Source organism: Arthrobacter sp. Y3224055, from assembly GCF_059090825.1.
Genome location: NZ_JBNHGB010000006.1, coordinates 26,384 through 42,669, shown reverse-complemented (window position 1 = coordinate 42,669; position 16,286 = coordinate 26,384). Strand labels below are relative to the sequence as shown.

At 67.1% G+C, this 16,286-nt stretch carries 16 protein-coding genes; 12 read left to right on the top strand and 4 right to left on the bottom strand.

All coding sequences use genetic code 11. The features are described 5' to 3' along the window. Positions 1–468: 468 nt before the first annotated feature. Positions 469–1,446: a putative endonuclease domain-containing protein gene (locus tag AC5RTY_RS14295; protein ID WP_494023614.1), complete on the top strand. Its 978-nt coding sequence runs from the start codon at positions 469–471 to the stop codon at positions 1,444–1,446. A gap of 344 nt (positions 1,447–1,790) precedes the next feature. Here AC5RTY_RS14295 and AC5RTY_RS14290 read toward each other — a convergent pair whose 3' ends face one another. Next, positions 1,791–3,185, bottom strand: a complete 1,395-nt coding sequence (locus tag AC5RTY_RS14290; RefSeq protein ID WP_494023615.1) for an MFS transporter — start codon at positions 3,183–3,185, stop codon at positions 1,791–1,793. A gap of 267 nt (positions 3,186–3,452) precedes the next feature. Between AC5RTY_RS14290 and AC5RTY_RS14285 the strand changes: the two genes are divergently transcribed. Continuing rightward, positions 3,453–4,367: a LysR family transcriptional regulator gene (locus tag AC5RTY_RS14285; protein WP_494001506.1), complete on the top strand. Its 915-nt coding sequence runs from the start codon at positions 3,453–3,455 to the stop codon at positions 4,365–4,367. 201 nt (positions 4,368–4,568) lie between these two features. Here AC5RTY_RS14285 and AC5RTY_RS14280 read toward each other — a convergent pair whose 3' ends face one another. From AC5RTY_RS14280 to AC5RTY_RS14270, 3 genes are read right to left on the bottom strand one after another with little or no spacing between them, the layout of a single operon-like run. After that, positions 4,569–5,819 carry an NAD(P)/FAD-dependent oxidoreductase gene (locus AC5RTY_RS14280; RefSeq protein WP_494023616.1) on the bottom strand — a complete coding sequence of 417 codons (1,251 nt, stop codon included), beginning with the start codon at positions 5,817–5,819 and terminating at the stop codon, positions 4,569–4,571. Between the two features lie 9 nt (positions 5,820–5,828). Continuing rightward, on the bottom strand, positions 5,829–6,155 hold the full coding sequence (locus tag AC5RTY_RS14275) for a 2Fe-2S iron-sulfur cluster-binding protein (protein WP_494023617.1): 327 nt from the start codon (positions 6,153–6,155) through the stop codon (positions 5,829–5,831). A 60-nt stretch (positions 6,156–6,215) separates the two neighbouring features. Continuing rightward, on the bottom strand, positions 6,216–7,406 hold the full coding sequence (locus tag AC5RTY_RS14270; RefSeq protein WP_494023618.1) for a cytochrome P450: 1,191 nt from the start codon (positions 7,404–7,406) through the stop codon (positions 6,216–6,218). A gap of 190 nt (positions 7,407–7,596) precedes the next feature. Between AC5RTY_RS14270 and AC5RTY_RS14265 the strand changes: the two genes are divergently transcribed. From AC5RTY_RS14265 to AC5RTY_RS14220, 10 genes are all read left to right on the top strand, one after another. Then, positions 7,597–8,520, top strand: a complete 924-nt coding sequence (locus tag AC5RTY_RS14265; RefSeq protein ID WP_494023619.1) for a LysR substrate-binding domain-containing protein — start codon at positions 7,597–7,599, stop codon at positions 8,518–8,520. Between the two features lie 137 nt (positions 8,521–8,657). After that, a complete protein-coding gene (locus AC5RTY_RS14260) occupies positions 8,658–9,596 on the top strand; it encodes an ABC transporter ATP-binding protein (RefSeq protein WP_494023851.1) in 939 nt (312 codons plus the stop codon). After that, positions 9,589–10,722: an ABC transporter permease gene (locus AC5RTY_RS14255; RefSeq protein WP_494014414.1), complete on the top strand. Its 1,134-nt coding sequence runs from the start codon at positions 9,589–9,591 to the stop codon at positions 10,720–10,722. Before AC5RTY_RS14260 ends, AC5RTY_RS14255 begins: the two co-directional genes overlap by 8 nt. Further along, entirely contained in the window at positions 10,719–11,552 is an 834-nt protein-coding gene (locus AC5RTY_RS14250; protein WP_494001500.1) for an ABC transporter permease, read from the top strand. Before AC5RTY_RS14255 ends, AC5RTY_RS14250 begins: the two co-directional genes overlap by 4 nt. A gap of 112 nt (positions 11,553–11,664) precedes the next feature. Next, on the top strand, positions 11,665–12,024 hold the full coding sequence (locus AC5RTY_RS14245) for a VOC family protein (protein WP_494139731.1): 360 nt from the start codon (positions 11,665–11,667) through the stop codon (positions 12,022–12,024). Positions 12,025–12,084: 60 nt separating this feature from the next. Further along, positions 12,085–12,612, top strand: a complete 528-nt coding sequence (locus AC5RTY_RS14240; RefSeq protein WP_494139730.1) for a hypothetical protein — start codon at positions 12,085–12,087, stop codon at positions 12,610–12,612. 83 nt (positions 12,613–12,695) lie between these two features. Further along, positions 12,696–13,520 (top strand): exodeoxyribonuclease III, encoded by an 825-nt coding sequence (locus tag AC5RTY_RS14235; RefSeq protein ID WP_494001872.1) that lies wholly within the window; start codon positions 12,696–12,698, stop codon positions 13,518–13,520. An 11-nt stretch (positions 13,521–13,531) separates the two neighbouring features. Further along, the gene (gene trpS / locus AC5RTY_RS14230) at positions 13,532–14,617 is read left to right on the top strand and encodes a tryptophan--tRNA ligase (RefSeq protein ID WP_494139729.1); all 1,086 of its coding nucleotides are present in this window, start codon (positions 13,532–13,534) and stop codon (positions 14,615–14,617) included. Between the two features lie 2 nt (positions 14,618–14,619). Then, positions 14,620–15,219, top strand: coding sequence for a 2'-5' RNA ligase family protein (locus AC5RTY_RS14225; protein WP_494128013.1), 600 nt, complete (start codon positions 14,620–14,622; stop codon positions 15,217–15,219). Continuing rightward, complete coding sequence (locus AC5RTY_RS14220) at positions 15,191–16,273, top strand: YihY/virulence factor BrkB family protein (protein ID WP_494001496.1); 1,083 nt, start codon at positions 15,191–15,193, stop codon at positions 16,271–16,273. Before AC5RTY_RS14225 ends, AC5RTY_RS14220 begins: the two co-directional genes overlap by 29 nt. Positions 16,274–16,286 lie beyond the last annotated feature (13 nt).

The following is a 16,286-nucleotide window of genomic DNA, read 5'->3' as shown; positions in this document are numbered from 1 at the left end:
GGGCGGTGTCCGGACTCCGGATGCCGCCCTCTGACGTTTCCGGCCACGCTGCTTGGTTCAGGTGGCCTTGTCCGGTAAGCCGGCGGCCGGGCGCTTGGCCTCCGCGCGCGGCCGGAGAATCAGCGGCGGCCGGGCGCTTGGCCCCGCGCGCGGTGGACAGTCAGCGGCGGCCGGACGGAGCCGGTGGCCAATCATGAGCAGCGGCTGCATTGAGCCGGCGGCCGGGGTTTGGCCGCGCGCGGCCGACAGACAGTCAGCGGCGGCTGCATTGAGCCGGCGGCCAATCATGAGCGGCGGCCGAAACTGTTACGGCAGCCAATCGTCAGCAGCCCGCGCGGCGGCAACTTTGGCGACAATCGACTGGTGGAAAGTTGCAGCGACACGCCGACGTCCGCTGCAGCTACTCGCCACTCGATGACCTGTGAATAACTTCCGCACGCCACAGCGCCGGCTCTAGATAATGTCCGGATGAGCCCAGCACATCGACCGGGACCGGAACAGCGCCTGCCGCGGCTGAGGCCGCTCCCGCCGCACCTGCAGGCCGCCGCGTTCACGATCGAGGACGGCCTGAGATCGGGGCTGAGCAAGAACCAGTTGCGCCACCCACGCCTCATCCGCATAAGCCGGGGCATCTGCACCCTCCAGCCGGCCGGCCTCGACCTCGCAGCCCGCGTGCGCCCGTTCACGCGGATCAGCGATTCGAGCGCTGCCTCACATGACACCGCGGCACGCCTTTGGGGCTTTCCCGAACCTGCCGCCGGCTTCGATCGGCGGGTCCATATCTCGCGTCCAAGCGACCGCGCACGGATGCAACGCCCGGGCGTGGTGGGCCACCGGTCCCGGCTCGTTCCGGATGAAGTGGCTTGGGTGGACGGACTGTGCGTCACGACGCGCACGCGGACATGGCTGGACTTGGCGGAGGCCCTCGATCTGGCTGACTTGGTGGTGATAGCCGACTACCTCCTGCGCATTCCGCGGCCGGACTTCGAAGGGCGCGTGGCTCCATTCGCCACCCGGGAGGATCTCCAGGCCCTGCTGAACCGCCACCCCGGAAAGCGGGGCCTGCGCAAGGCTCGTGCAGCCTTGGCGTTGGCCCGGGTCGGAGCGGACTCTCCGCCCGAGACCAGGCTTCGGCTGGCCATGCTCAGCGCGGGATTGCCGGAACCCGAGGTGAACAAGCCGATCAGGGACGACGACGGCGCTATTCTGCACAGCCCCGACCTGTCGCTGCCTGAATACCGGATCGCCATCGAATACGAGGGCGAAGGCCACGGCCAGGCCGACCAAATCGCGCGGGACATCGAGCGGGCCGAACGGGCCCGGGCAGCAGACTGGGACGAAGTCCGGATCTCCAGGCGGCACATGGCCAACGGCGCAGACCGCGCGATCCGAAAAATCACCGCGGCACTGCAGCGGCGTGGTTGGTCCGCGGAGCAGGCTGCCTGAGCTCACAGCCGGCCCCGCAGCATGTTCTGGTGCAAAAAGACGACCCCGGTCGGGGCGTCGAAGAGCTCGACGGACCGGCCGGACACGACCGAGGCGGGCGTCCCATCGGGGCGCCGAAGAGGTCGACGGACCGGAGGACACAACCGAGGCGCGACGTCTCATCGGGCGCCGAAGAGGTCGACGGACCGGAGGACACAACCGAGGCGCGACGTCTCATCGGGCGCCGAAGAGGTCGACGGACCGGCCGGACACGACCGAGGCGGGCCTCCGGCCGGACTAGCTCCGGCAGGAAACCCGCCTCGGTGTTGAGTCAGCTGGGGTTACTCCAGCACAGCCTTGGTGGCTTAGACGCCGGCCTTGACGGCGTCGTCGGTGGAAACTCCGCGGCGCTTATCGAAGACGGTGGCGCCGACTTCCTGCTCGGCCTGATTGTTGATCGACAGATCGATGCCGGGGCGGTCGCGCAGGATCAGCACGGCGATGATGGAGATGATCGTCATGCCGAACAGGTACGCCGAGACGGAGCTGCTGGTCCCGGTGGAATTGATCAGTGCCTGGGCGATGGTCGGGGCGAACGCGCCGCCGAGAATCGCGCCCAGTGCGTAGGCGATCGAGACACCCGAGTATCGCACGGAGGCCGGGAAGATCTCGCTGTACCAGGCCGCCTGCGGGCCGTAGCTCAAGCCCAGGCCGAAACTGAACAGCGCCAGCGCCAGGTACAGCATGCCCAGCGAACCGGTGTCGATCAGCCAGAACAGCGGGAAGACCGTCAGCAGCTGGGCGCCGAAACCAATCAGGTACGTGCGCTTGCGACCGATCTTGTCGGCCATGATGCCGGCCAGGGCGGTGAAGATGAACCACATGGCCGAGGCGAACGTGATGGCCAGCAGCACGTCGGTGCGCTCCATGCCCACTGCCTCGCTGGTGGCGTAGCTGGGGATGAACCCGCCGGTGGCCATGTAGCCGGCAGAGTTGTTGCCGGCGAAGATCAGTGCGGCCAGGATGACCAGCAGCCAGTGCTTGCGGAACAGTTCCACGATGGGGACCTTCTGCTGCTGCTTCTTGTCGGCAATCTCCTTGAACACCGGGGACTCGTCCACCGAGCGGCGAACCATGTAGCCGATGGCGATCAACACGACGCTAAGCAGGAACGGGATGCGCCAGCCCCACTCAAGGAAGGCCTCGCCGGGGGAGATCACGCCGGTCATCAAAGTCATGACGCCCGAAGCGAGCAGCATGCCGAGCGGAACACCCAACTGGGGGAAGGAGCCTGCACGGCCGCGGCGGTCACGCGGGGCGTGCTCCACGGCCATCAGGACGGCTCCGCCCCATTCGCCGCCGGCGGAGATGCCCTGCAGGATGCGCAGCGAGAGCAGCAGCACCGGGGCCAGCACCCCGACGGTCTCGTACGTCGGCAGGATACCGATCAGCGTCGTCGCTGCACCCATCATCATCAACGTGATGACCAGCATGGCGCGGCGGCCCAGCTTGTCGCCGTAGTGGCCGGCCAGGAAGGCGCCCAGTGGCCGGAACAGGAAGCTGATGCCAACTGAGGCGAAGGCAAGGAGCAGCCCGATGGATTCGCCGGCCGGCTCGAAGAACAGGTGCGCGAAGACCAGGCCCGCTGCCGTCGCGTAGATGAAGAAGTCGTACCACTCGATGGTGGTGCCGATGATGGTGGCAAACGCGACGCGACGCTGATTAGCCGCGGACGATTGCCCGGAAACTGTAGTGCTCATAGTTGTCCTCTTGGGTCGGTCACACCGAGGAGGCCGGCGCGACCAGATGGGTGGAGCTTAGGCGGGCGGGAACAACGAGGCCGGGGTTTTCGGCCCGGGTCGTGTGGTTCCGCCGCCGGGTCTGCTTGGCAGCCCGGCGATGCCCGCCGGTTGGGATCAGCCACCATTCGGGGCAGAACGTTGAACGTGACAACCATTGTGACACGCCTCGCAATCCTCGGTAAACTTCAGATAAGCGGCAAACTTCTTTGATTGGACTGAAGTACTGTGGTCGATTTCACCTTGCGACAGCTTCAACTCTTCGCTGCCCTCCCGGACCATCCGACACTGAGCTCGGCTGCCGCCAGCCTGAACATCTCGGAGTCCGCGCTGTCGCAGGCCATCACGGCCCTCGAACGGGCCGCGGGTGAGCAGCTCTGCGTGCGGCGAAAGGCTCGCGGCCTCCAGCTGACGCCGTCGGGCCAGTTCTTCGCGCAACGGGCCCGACTGCTGCTGCGCGATGCGGAAGCACTGATCAGCGACCTCTCAGGCGCAGCGGGCGAACTGAAGGGACCGGTGCGGTTGGGGTGCTTCGCGAGCTTCGCCAGCAGCGTCCTGCCCTCGGTGCTCGATCGCCTGCCCGAACAGTATCCGGGCATCAGCGTGGACGTCACGGTCGGCTCCCACGACGACCTGCTGCCCGCCCTGGACGCCGGGCTGCTGGACCTGGCCATGGTCTACGACATGGAGCTCCCGGCCGGGTACAGCCAGCGCACCATCTATCAGACCGAGTTGCAGGCGGTGCTGCCGCCGGAACATCCCTTGGCCGGGCAGCCAACGGTGGATTTGGCGGACCTCGCCGCCGAACCCCTCATCATGTACGAGTCGAGTCCGAGCACGGCGAACACGTATCGCGTCTTTGAGGAACGCGGCCTGCGCCCGTACGTCGCCACGTCCATGCCGCAGGCGGTGCTCGTGCAGGCACTCGTCGGGCGGGGGCTGGGGTACGCGCTGCTGATGTCACGTCCGGCCGCCCCGGCCGTGACGGTCGAAGGCCGGCCGGTCGCGGTGCGGCCGCTGTCGCCGCCCGTATCGCAGACGACCATGTGTGCGATCTGGCCGGACACCATGGTCCTCAGTCCCAGGGCCGAGGCGGTGTTGGGCCATGCAGTGCAGGCACTGGGCAGCGGCGGAGGCACCTGACCCTGCCGCCACCTGACCCGCCCGCCGCAACCTGACCCGCCGCGACCTGACCCGCCGCGCGCAACCTAACCCGCCGCCACCAGACCCGCCGCCGCTGCCCTGCCTTGCCGGTGGTGTTGCTAGAGCGCTGCGGCTTCCTGCCGCACCGGCGGTGATGCTAGAGCGCCAGCGCCGCCGCTGCCTGCCTTACCGGCGGTGTGGCTAGAGCGCCGCCGGCTGCAGTTTTGAGTGTGCCTTGAGGTCGAAGGCGGGGTCGGCGGCCTGTTCGGGGGTGAGGGTGGCGCCGGCGGCGAGGAGGCGGCGGGCGGCCATGTGGTCCGCGGGCTGGTTGACGGATTCGACGGCGGCGAGGGCGCCGTTGCGGAAGCAGAAGACGGAGAACTTTTCGTCGGCGGGGTCGCCGCGGAGAACTACCTCGTCGCCCGGGGCGACCAGGCCGGCGATCTGCAGGCGCAGCGGCCCCTGGTTGGACCAGAACCAGGGCAGATCCGCGTAGCCGCCGGACCCGGTGCCGAGGATGGCGCGGGCGGCGTGCCGGGCCTGGTCGGTGGCGTTCTGCACGGATTCGAGCCGGGTGCGGGCGCCGGCGTGGGCGTTGGGGAAGGACGCGCAGTCGCCGATGGCGTAGATGTCCGGGTCGGAGGTGCGCAGGGTGGCGTCCACGGTGATGCCGTTGTCCGCCTCGAGGCCGGCGGCAGAAGCGAGTTCGGTGCGCGGGATGACGCCGACACCGACCAGGACCAGGTCCGCTGGGTAGCGTTCGCCGGTGGTGCTGATGGCGGCGGTGACGTGGCCGTTCTCGTCGGCGTCGAAGGACGCGATGCCTTCGCCCAGGCGCAGGTTCACGCCCAGGCGCCGGTGGGCGTCGGCGAAGAACGCGCTCATGGTGGGGGTCAGGGCCCGGCCCATGGGCCGGTCGGCGTACTCGAGGACGGTGACGTCCAGGCCGCGGGCGCGGGCGGCGGCGGCGAACTCCAGGCCGATGAAGCCGGCGCCGATGACGACGACGGAGCCCACCGTGTCGAGGCGGGCGTGCAGGGTCTGGGCGTCGGTGAGGGTGCGCAGGCCGTGGATGCCGGCCAAGCCGGCGCCGGGCACGGTGAGTTCGCGGTTGGCGGCCCCGGTGGCGAGCACCAGCTTGGTGTAGGACACGGTGGTGCCGTCGTCGAGGGTGACGGTCCCGGCGGCCCGGTCGATGGAGGTGGCGCGCACGCCGAGGCGGGCGTCGACGTCGTTGGCGGTGAAGAATTTTTCCGGGCGCAGCGGCAGCGGGGCCGGGGTCTTCCCGGCGAGGTAGTCCTTGGACAGCGGGGGCCGCTGGTAGGGCTGGTGCGGTTCGTCGCCGAGCAAGGTGATGGCCCCGGCGTGGCCTTCCTTGCGCAGCGAATCCACCAACTGGATGCCGGCCTGGCCGTTGCCAACAATGACGATGTTGCTTGACGTTTGCCTCATGGTCTGCCCTTAGATCTGGTGATCGGGGACGTCGACTTCGATCTGTTCGAGGCCGTCGCCGACCGTGATCTGGCAGCCGAGCCGGCTGCGGGTTTCGTCGCGGGGGCCGGCGGTGCAGTCGAGCATTTCGTCTTCGTCGTCGCCGATTTCGGGCAGGCCGTCGAGGTATTCGGGGCGGACGTAGACGTGGCAGGTGGCGCACATGGCCTGGCCGCCGCATTCGCCGACGATGCCGTCGACGCCGTTGGTCACGGCGGCGCGCATCAGGGAGGTGCCGGGGTCGACGTCGAGCACCTCAACGTTGCCGTCAGAGTGGTGGAAGCTGATCTTTGCCATGGGGAAGTGTCCTTGCTGTGGGCGCTGGTTTGGGTGGACGGAAGGGTGAGCGGGCCGGTCTTAGCCCCAGAGCACCGGGAATTTGGTCATGCCGCGGAAGACCCAGCCGGCGTCGACCGGAGCGTTCTCCGGATCCAGACGGAGGTTCGGCAGTTCGCGGAAAACCTGCGGCATGGCAATGTGTGCCACCGAAGCGCGTGCCACCCAGGCGCCTGCGCAGAAGTGGTTGCCGCCGCCGAATGCCAGGTGCGGCTTCTTTTCCCGGTTGATGTTGAAGGATTCGGGGTCCTCGAACACCGCCGGGTCGCGGTTGGCTGCGCCGACGACGATGCCCAGTCGCGCGCCGGCCGGCAGTTGCATGCCTTCCAGGACGGTGTCGCGGGTGACCTCCCGCGGGTACATGCCGATGGGTGCGACCCAGCGCACGGACTCCTCGAAGGCGCGCGCGTAGAGGGATTCGTCAGCGAGCACCTGGGCCAACTGGTCCGGGTTGGCCAGCAGCGCCCACACGGTGGTGCCCAGGACGTCGCGCGGTTCGTTGAGGCCGCCGCCGATGGTCATCTTCATGTTCGCCCGGATGGCCTCGAGCGGGATCGGCATGGAGGTGAGCCCGGACAGCAGGCTGGCATCCGGATTCTTGCGCAGGTAGGGCAGGATTTCATCGATCGCGTCGTCGACTTCGTTGTACGACTGCTCCGACTTGCTCCAGACGTCCGGGTCGTCCGCGTAGTTGCCGGTGCCGTCGATCATGGTCTGCGACCAACGCTGCATGTCTTCCTGGGTGGCATTGTGGAAGCCCATGATCAGCCGCAGGTTTTCCGCGGCGTAGGGAGCGGCATACTCCCAGACAAAGTCGGCGCCCGGGCCGGCCGCCTTTAACTGCGCCAGGTATTTGTCGCTGTTGGCCTGGAAGATGGCGTTCCAGTGCTCCTTGATGGCTTTGGGCCGCAGCACGTTCCCGTAGGATTTCCGGTCCACCTCATGCTCCGGGTCGTCCTTGCGCAGCATCGAGTGGCCCATGGCCCGCTTCATGAGCGAGTTGGTCTCGTTGGCGGAAAAACGCTCCTGGTCCTGCTCGATCACGTGGCAGGCCTGGTAGCTGGTAACCATGTACCGGTTGACGGCGGGCACCCAGTGCACGGGCGCTTCGGCCCGCAGCTTTTGATAGATCGGATACGGGTTCCGGTAGAGATCCGGGATGGTGACCCAGTCCGCGGTGGGAACCGGGCGGGCTTCGGTGGCGGCGGTCATTCTCGCTCTCCTCGTCGTGTTGGTCCGGAAACGGGTTGCCGGATCCTTGCCGGCGGGCCTCGCACCGTGTCCGGCGTGAGGTGTGTCTCCCACGAGTGTGACAGCAGACATATCCGCCGGTAAAGTGCATAAAGAGGGGAAATATCCCCCGAAAAGCTTTGGTTAACATCCCTGCGGCGCAGGAGGCACTTTGGTCCGGTACACGCTGCGGCAGCTGGCGTACTTTGTCGCAGTGGCAGAGGCCGGCACGATCGCCGCCGCCGCCGACGAACTGCATGTCTCACAGACGGCAGTGGCCGCGGCAGTGAAGGAACTGGAGCGTATTTTCGGCACCCAGCTCACGGTCCGCCGCAAGGCACACGGCGTCAGCCTGACACCTGCCGGCCGGCAGCTGCACGCCCGCGCCGCTACCTTCCTGCGCGAGGCCGAGGAGCTGGAGCTAAGCACCAGCAGCGGCGGGGGAGAGCTGGCCGGCCCGCTGGTCGTGGGCTGCTACCTGACCTTGGCGCCGACCGTCCTGCCCGGGCTGCTGGAGCGTTTCGCAGCCGAGCATCCCAAGGTGCAGTTGGACTTCGTCGAAGGCGCCCAGGATGCCGTGCAGGACAAGCTGTTCACGGGGGAGCTGGACCTGGCCATCGTCTACGACATGGATCTGCGGCCGGGGCTGGAGTCGGTGCAGCTGGACGCCATGCATGCCTACGCGCTATTGCCGGCCGGCCATCGGCTGGCCGGCCGGGAAGCGGTGAGCCTGGCCGAGCTGGCCGAGGAACCAATGATCCTGCTCGATGCACCGCCGAGCAGCCATCACACGATGTCGGTGTTTCGTGACGCTTCCGTCGTGCCGAAAATCAAGTACCGCACCACTGACTTCGAGCTGACCCGCTCGCTGGTCGGGCGGGGTATCGGCTACTCGGTCCTGGTGCAGCGGCCGTCCGGCGATGCCACCTATGAAGGCCGGACTTTCACCGCGTTGCCAATCGAGCCGGCGGTCCGACCGGTTGGCGTGAAGATCGTCTGGCCCGAAGGGGTCAGGCTGACCGACCGGGCCGCGGAGGTGGTCAGGTATGCGGTCGAGGCCCACGCGCCCCGCCAGAGTGGTGGCTCTGGCCGATAAGTGCAACCGCCGCCGGCTCGCTGTTGTCAGGCGCTGCTGCCAATCGGACACACCGGAGGCTGAATCCCGATTGGCTTTCCTCAATCGCTAGTGTGATCTAGGCTATAGCAGTGCCTCAAACATCTCTCTCACACCGGTTGCCTCAGCGAACCTCCGCGGCCGTCATTTCCGCCCGGGACGTCGTGAAGACCTACGGCAATTTCAACGCCGTCGACGGTATCTCCTTCGAAGTCCCGGCGGGGGAGTCGTTCGGGCTGCTCGGCCCCAACGGTGCGGGCAAGTCCACGACGATGCGGATGATCGGCGGCGTGTCGCAGCGGACGTCCGGCGAACTGAGCATCATGGGCCTGGACCCGGACCGACACGGGCCGGAGGTGCGGGCGCATCTGGGCGTGGTGCCGCAGCAGGACAACCTGGACGAGGAACTGAAGGTCCGCGACAACCTGATTGTTTACGGCCGCTACTTCGGGCTGCCGTACTCCTACCTGCGGCCCAAGGCGGACGAACTGCTGGAGTTCGCGCAGCTGACGGACAAGGCCAAGGCGAAGGTCGATGCTCTCTCCGGCGGCATGAAACGGCGGCTGACCATCGCCCGTTCGCTGATGAACGATCCGAAGGTGCTGCTGCTCGACGAGCCGACCACCGGACTCGATCCGCAGGCGCGCCACATCCTCTGGGACCGGCTCTTCCGGCTCAAGGAAGCGGGCGTGACCCTGATCCTGACCACGCACTACATGGACGAGGCCGAGCAGCTCTGCGACCGACTCATCGTGGTGGACAAGGGAAAGATCATGGCGGAAGGGTCGCCGGCAGCCCTGATCCGCGAACATTCCACCCGAGAGGTCCTCGAGCTTCGGTTCGGTTCCGAGCGGAATACCACCGTGGCCCCGGAGCTCGCCGGCATCGGGGAGCGGCTCGAAACGCTGCCGGACCGTGTGCTGGTCTATGCCGACGACGGCGAGGCGGCGCTCGAGCAGGTGTCCAACCGCGGCCTGCGCCCGATCACGTCCCTGGTACGGCGCTCCAGCCTGGAGGACGTCTTCCTCCGGCTGACCGGCAGGAGCCTCATTGACTGAGCAACAGCCCACGCAGGTGCCGGGCGGGCAGGACATGGAGACCACGGCGCGCCCGGCCGAGAAAACCACCGCGCGCGCGGGCGAAGACACCACGGCGCGCGCGTCCCAAGAAACTCCGGTCCGCGCGGCCGAAGAATCACCGGCGCCCGCGGCCCAAGAGTCCGGGCGAACCGCGACCGCTGCAGCCTCCGTGCCGGACGCCGCGGCCGCCGCGGGCTCGGTCGATGCGCGGGCCCCGGAGCAGCTGTCACTGCGGGAAATCGACGCGCTGACGCGGCCAGTCACCGGCCTGCGCTCGCCGCTGACCCCGCTGCAGTCGGCCGAGCGCGCCCGGAACTTCGGTTCCGTCTACTTCCTGGAGCATTGGCTGCGGCAGTTGCGCGGCTACGGCTGGACCGTCTTGATGACGGCGGTCGGCACGCCGCTGGTATACCTGTTTGCCATGGGCGTGGGGCTCGCCACGTTGGTGGACGCCAACACCAACGCCTCGCTCGACGCCGGAAACGGCCAGTCCGTGCCGTATCTGGTCTTCGTGGCGCCTGCCCTCCTGGCGACCGCCGCGATCATGGTGGCCAGCGAAGAGAACACGTACTCGGTGATGTCGGGGTTCCGATGGCGCAAGACCTACTACGGTCCCAACGCCTCGCCGCTGCAGAGCCACCAACTGGTCAACGGGCACTCGTTGGGCGTGCTGGCCCGCCTGCTGCTGACCACCGGCTTGTATTTCCTCTGCCTGGTCATCTTCGGCGCGGTAACCGAGGCCACCGCCTGGCTGATGGTCATCACGGCGGCCCTGGGCGGGATGGCCTTCGGGCTGCCGCTGATGGCGTACTCGGCCAGCATCGAAGAAGACCGCGGCCAGTTCGCGCTGGTGCAGCGGTTCATCGTGATGCCGCTGTTCCTCTTCTCCGGCACGTTCTTTCCGCTGGAGGCCATGCCGCTGGTGGTGCGCTGGATCGGATGGATCTCGCCGCTGTGGCATTCGACGGAGCTGGGCCGGGTGCTCAGCTACGGCTATGTTGAACCGGCCTGGCTGACCGTGCTGCACGTCGCCTACCTTGCCGTCCTCTGCGCGGCCGGCTGGGTCTTCGCGCGCCGCATCTATATCAGGAGGCTGGGCAAATGAGCCAGCACGTTCTCCCGCAGCCGCCGCGGCTCGAGCCGGCGCGCCGCCCGTTTGGCTCGCTCTATGCCGGCAATGTGCGGGCGGTCTTCGCCCGCGGCGTCAAGGCGACCTGGGGAACCAACTGGGCGATCATGGTCAGCGGGTTCGTCGAGCCGGTCCTCTACCTGGTGGCGATGGGTATCGGACTGGGCTCGCTGATCGGCACGATAAGCGGCCCCGGCGGAACCGAGATCGGTTATGCGAACTACATTGCGCCGGCGCTGCTGGCCGTCTCGGCGATGAACGGCGCGGTGTACGACTCCACTTGGAACGTCTTCTTCAAACTGAACTTCGCCAAGCTCTACGAAGGCATGTTGTACACCTCCCTGGGACCGCTCGACGTGGCGCTCGGCGAAATCCTGCTGGCGCTGATGCGCGGAGCGCTCTACGCCACCGGCTTCACCGCGGTGATGGGGGCGATGGGGCTGATCACCTCGCCCTGGGCGCTGTTGATGATCCCCGCAGCCGTGGTGGTGGCCTTCGGCTTCGCTTCCTTCGGCATGGCGATCACCAGCTACATGAAAACGTTCCAGCAGATGGACTGGATCAACTTCATCATGCTCCCGATGTTCCTGTTCTCCGCGACTTTCTACCCGCTCAGTGTCTACCCGGAGCCGATCCAGTGGCTGATCCAGGCATTCCCGCTCTGGCACGGCGTTGAACTGCTGCGCCAGCTCAGCGTCGGCGCCTTCACCGCCGCCACCTGGATCCACGTGGCGTACTTCCTGGTCATGATCGTGCTCGGACTGATCCTGACCACTGGCAGGCTGCGCAAGCTCTTCCTGAACTGACCGCGGACCGAGGTGCGGCGGGCGGGCTGCCGCCTTGTCCTTGCCACACCCTTGCGGCGCATCAATGATGGAGACACCGTCCAAAGGCCCGAACCAACTAAGGAGCTGGCACATGATCGGCACGTGGCAGGCACTGGTCATCGATTGTCCGGACAGCGACGCCCTGGCCACCTTTTACGAGGAGCTGCTGGGCATGATCCGGGTCCAACAGGACGACGACGGCTGGATCAGCATCGGGGATGCCCCGGACCGGCCGGCCATCGCCTTCCAGCAGGTCCGGGATTACGAACCGCCCCAGTGGCCGGGACAGGAGCATCCCCAGCAGATGCATGTTGACGTCAGGGTCAGGGACCTGGACATCGCCGAAGGACTGGTACTCCAGCTGGGAGCCACGAGCATGGACTCGGGCAGCGAGACCTTCAGGGTGTACCTGGACCCGGCCGGGCACCCGTTCTGCCTGGTGCAGTGGTAGCGCGCTGAGCCGTGGGCGGACACGGCGCACGCAGGCGCACGGATTTGAGAGAATAGGCCCATGCGATCAATTGGTCCCGAGTCTTCCGTTTCGTCCACCGCCCGCCAGCTGCCGTTCAAGGCCGGCAACATCAGTCTGGCAGTGCTGGTGCTTGTCTTCCTGGTCGCGGTCATCTTTGCCGCCAATGAGAACGACGTCATCGGCTGGATCGTCGTCGCAGTGTCGCTGGCATGGCTGGCCCTGGCCGCCTTCGTGGTGTTCAGCGTCCGCGGTGCCGCCCGCAAGGCGAAGGAGAAGCTGGCCAACGTGCAGGCCGATTATGCCGGGCGGGTCAACCCCGCTCCCGGCGGCGGTACCGCCCTCGTCGAGGAAGAAATCTCCAGGGCGAATGCCGTGCGGGACGAAAAGCTGGACCACAGCTTCAAGATCATCCAGGTGCAGGCCAAGGTGATCCGCGACTACCGCGGCAAAGACGAGGGCATGGTGGACCGGGCGCTGGAAACGGTGGAGATCACGGCCCACAACGGCCGCGGCATGATCCGCAAGGAAGACGGCGGCGGAACGGTCAGCGGCACAGTTGTTGGCTGAACTGAAGGGTTGGGTAAGGTAGTCGGGTGACTTTGGCAACCGTTTCCACCGCACCGACCACCTCCCGCGACGCCGCCGGCGGACTGATCCAGGCAGGCAAGACACTGCGGATTGCCAGCGTCAACGTCAATGGCATCCGCGCCGCCTACAAGCGCGGGATGGCCGACTGGCTGGCCGTCCGGGACGTGGACATCCTCTGCCTGCAGGAGGTGCGCGCACCGGACGCGGTAGTACGTGAGCTGCTGGGCAGCGACTGGCACATTCTGCATGCCGAAGCCGAGGCCAAGGGCCGCGCCGGTGTCGCCATTGCCTCCCGCGTGGAGCCCACTGCCACCCGCAGCCACATCGGCGATGAGTACTTTCTCTCCGCCGGCCGCTGGGTGGAGGCCGACTTTGCGGTGGACGGCATCGACGGCGAAAAGACCCTGACGGTGGTGAGCGCCTACGTGCATTCCGGCGAGGTGGACACCCCCAAGCAGGTGGACAAGTACCGTTTCCTGGACGCCATGTGCCACCGCCTGCCGCAGCTGAAGGCCGAGCGGGACTACGCGCTGGTCGTCGGCGACCTGAACGTGGGCCACACCGAGCTGGACATCAAGAACTGGAAGGGCAACGTCAAGCGTGCCGGCTTCCTGCCCGAGGAACGGGCCTACTTCGACCGCTTCTTCGGCGAGGAGATCGGTTGGCGCGATGTGCACCGGTCGCTGGCCGGGGATGTCAGCGGTCCCTACACCTGGTGGTCCTGGCGCGGCCAGGCCTTCGACAACGACTCCGGCTGGCGCATCGATTACCAGGTGGCCACCCCGTCGCTGGCCGATCTCGCGACGACCGCCGCCGTCGACCGTGCCGCCACCTACGACGCCCGATTCTCCGACCACGCACCGCTGGTCGTCGACTACCAGTTCTAGGAAGCATCCCGATGAGCACAGGAACCACAGAACCGACAGAAACCGCCGCCGTGCGGGCCGCCGGGCAAGCAGGCCGGCCGCAGGCCGAGCGTCCGCGGCTTCTCTCCGGCATGCAGCCCTCCGCCGACTCCCTGCACCTGGGCAACTACTTGGGCGCACTCGTCAATTGGGTCAAGCTGCAGGACGAGTACGAAACCTTCTACTTCATCCCTGACCTGCACGCCATCACCGTTGACTACGATCCGAAGGATCTCGCCCACCGCACCAGGGTCACCTGCGCGCAGTACATCGCCGGCGGCATCGACGTCGACCGCACCGCGCTCTTCGTTCAGTCCCACGTGCCGGAGCACGCCGAGCTGGCCTGGGTCCTGAACTGCGTGACAGGCTTCGGCGAGGCCTCCCGGATGACCCAGTTCAAGGACAAGACGCAGAAGAACGGTACCGACGCCGCGACCGTGGGGCTGTTCGCCTACCCGGTGCTGATGGCCGCGGACATCCTGCTGTACCGCCCCTACGGCGTGCCCGTCGGCGAGGACCAGCGCCAGCACCTGGAACTGGCGCGGAACCTCGCCCAGCGGTTCAACCACCGGTTCGGGGAAACTTTCGTGGTGCCCGAAGCGGTGATCCCCAAGGAGGGGGCGAAGATCTACGATCTCCAGCACCCCACCGCGAAGATGTCCAAGTCGGCCGAGTCGACCGCCGGCCTGATCAACATACTCGACAACCCGAAGCAGGCCGCCAAGAAGATCAAGTCGGCCGTCACCGACGACGGTACGGAAATCCGCTTCGACCGCGAGGCCAAGCCGGGCATCTCCAATCTGCTCACCATCTACTCCACGCTGTCGGGCAAGACCGTCGGGCAGCTTGAGCAGGAGTACCAGGGCAAGATGTACGGTCACCTGAAGGTCGATCTGGCCGAGGTGGTCGTCGAAACGCTCGCCCCGGTGCAGGCGCGGGCCCAGGAGCTGCTGGACGATCCGGCCGAACTGGACCGGCTGCTGGCGCGGGGGGCCCAGAGGGCTCGTTCAATCGCATCGGCTACACTCGCTGATGTGTACTCCAAGGTAGGTTTCCTGCCCGCCGGAGGCGGGCGCTAGCCATGCGCCAGCAGGACCAGGACAGCATCGCCCGTGTGGAACACGACGGCGGTGCTGGCCGCGGTGCCCGGACGGCGGTCGGTTGCGTCGGCGTGGTCATCGGGGTCCCGGAGCCGATGGCCAGTGAGCTGCAGGGCTGGCGGGCCTCGTTCGGAGACCCGCTGGCCTCGGTGATACCGCCGCACATCACCCTGGTCACCACCACTCCGGTGCTTGACTGGGACGAGGCCGTCCAGCACGTCCGGGCCGTGGCCAGTTCGCAGTCCCCGTTCACCCTCTCCCTGCGCGGCACGGGCAGTTTCCGCCCGGTTTCGCCCGTGGTCTACCTGAGCATCGACGAGGGCTTCGACGAGTGCGTCGCGCTGCACCAAAAACTCCAGTCCGGGCCGCTGGAACGCGACCTCGAGTTCGGCTTCCACCCGCACGTGACGGTGGCGCACGACGTCAGCGAAGCCAGCATGGACTCGGCCGAAAGCAAGCTCGCTGATTATGACGCCGCATTCCGGGTCAGTAGCATGGGGCTCTACGAGCACGACGAGACTGGTGTGTGGATACTACGGGAAGAGTTGACCTTTGGCGCCGGACCAGCAGGAGCAGGCTGAGGCAACGCCGGATCCGCTGGAACGGCAGCAACTGCTGCTCGCCGCCGTAAGGCAGCGGCGGGAAGCAGGCCGCGCCAAGCGCGAAGAAGGCACCCTGCAAAGCGTCCTGGCCGCGGCCAGGTACAGGCTGGCAACGCTCAACTCCCGGCGCCTGATGCGGGTCATGAATCTCTACGCCCTGAGGCACGGGTCGCTGCTGGCGGCCGGGTGTGCCTACAAGATGTTCTTCTCCGTGGCCGCGATGCTGGTGGCCGGTTTCTCCATCCTGGGCCTGGTGGTTTCCGGCAACCGCGACCTGCAGATGGCCATCATCCGGGTGGTGAACGACTTCATCCCGGGACTCATCGACACCGGAGACGGGGGCCTGGCCACACCCCAAGAGCTCTTCTCCCGCAGCGAGGCATTCGGGGTCAGCCTGATCATCTCTACCGTAGTCATGATCTGGACCTCGTTGGGCTGGATCGCCGGGCTGCGGACGGGGATGCGGGGCATCTTTGACCTGCCCCCGCTGGATACGAACGTCGTCCTGGTCAAGCTCAAGGACACCGGCACGCTGCTGATCGTGGGCGTGGCCTTGATCGTGACGTCGCTCGTCGCGGCCATAGCCAATACCGCGCTGGACCTGATCGTGGAATTGCTCCGTATCGAAGGCGATGCCGTGGTTCCGCTGACCCGGATTGCCGGCATCGTGGTCATGCTGTTGCTGGATACGGCGGTTGCCGTGGTCCTTTTCCGCGTGGCGTCAGGGATCCGGATGCCACGCCCAGTGATGCTTCAGTCCGCCTTGCTAGCCGGCGTCGGCAGTACGGTCCTCAGGTACTTCTCCTCGACGCTCCTGGGCAACGCGGGCAGCAACCCGTTGCTGGCTTCTTACGCCGTCATCCTGGGTCTGTTCGTGTGGTTCTACCTGCTGAGCCAGGTCTACCTGATCGCCACCGCCTGGGGAGCGGTCGGCACGGCGGACGCGCTGGCCCGGCAGGCGGCCGGGGGAGGCCGGTCGCTGCGGCAGCGGGCGTGGAGCCTGCGCCGGCGGAGGCCCCTGCCGGAACCTTAAACACCGGTGGCGC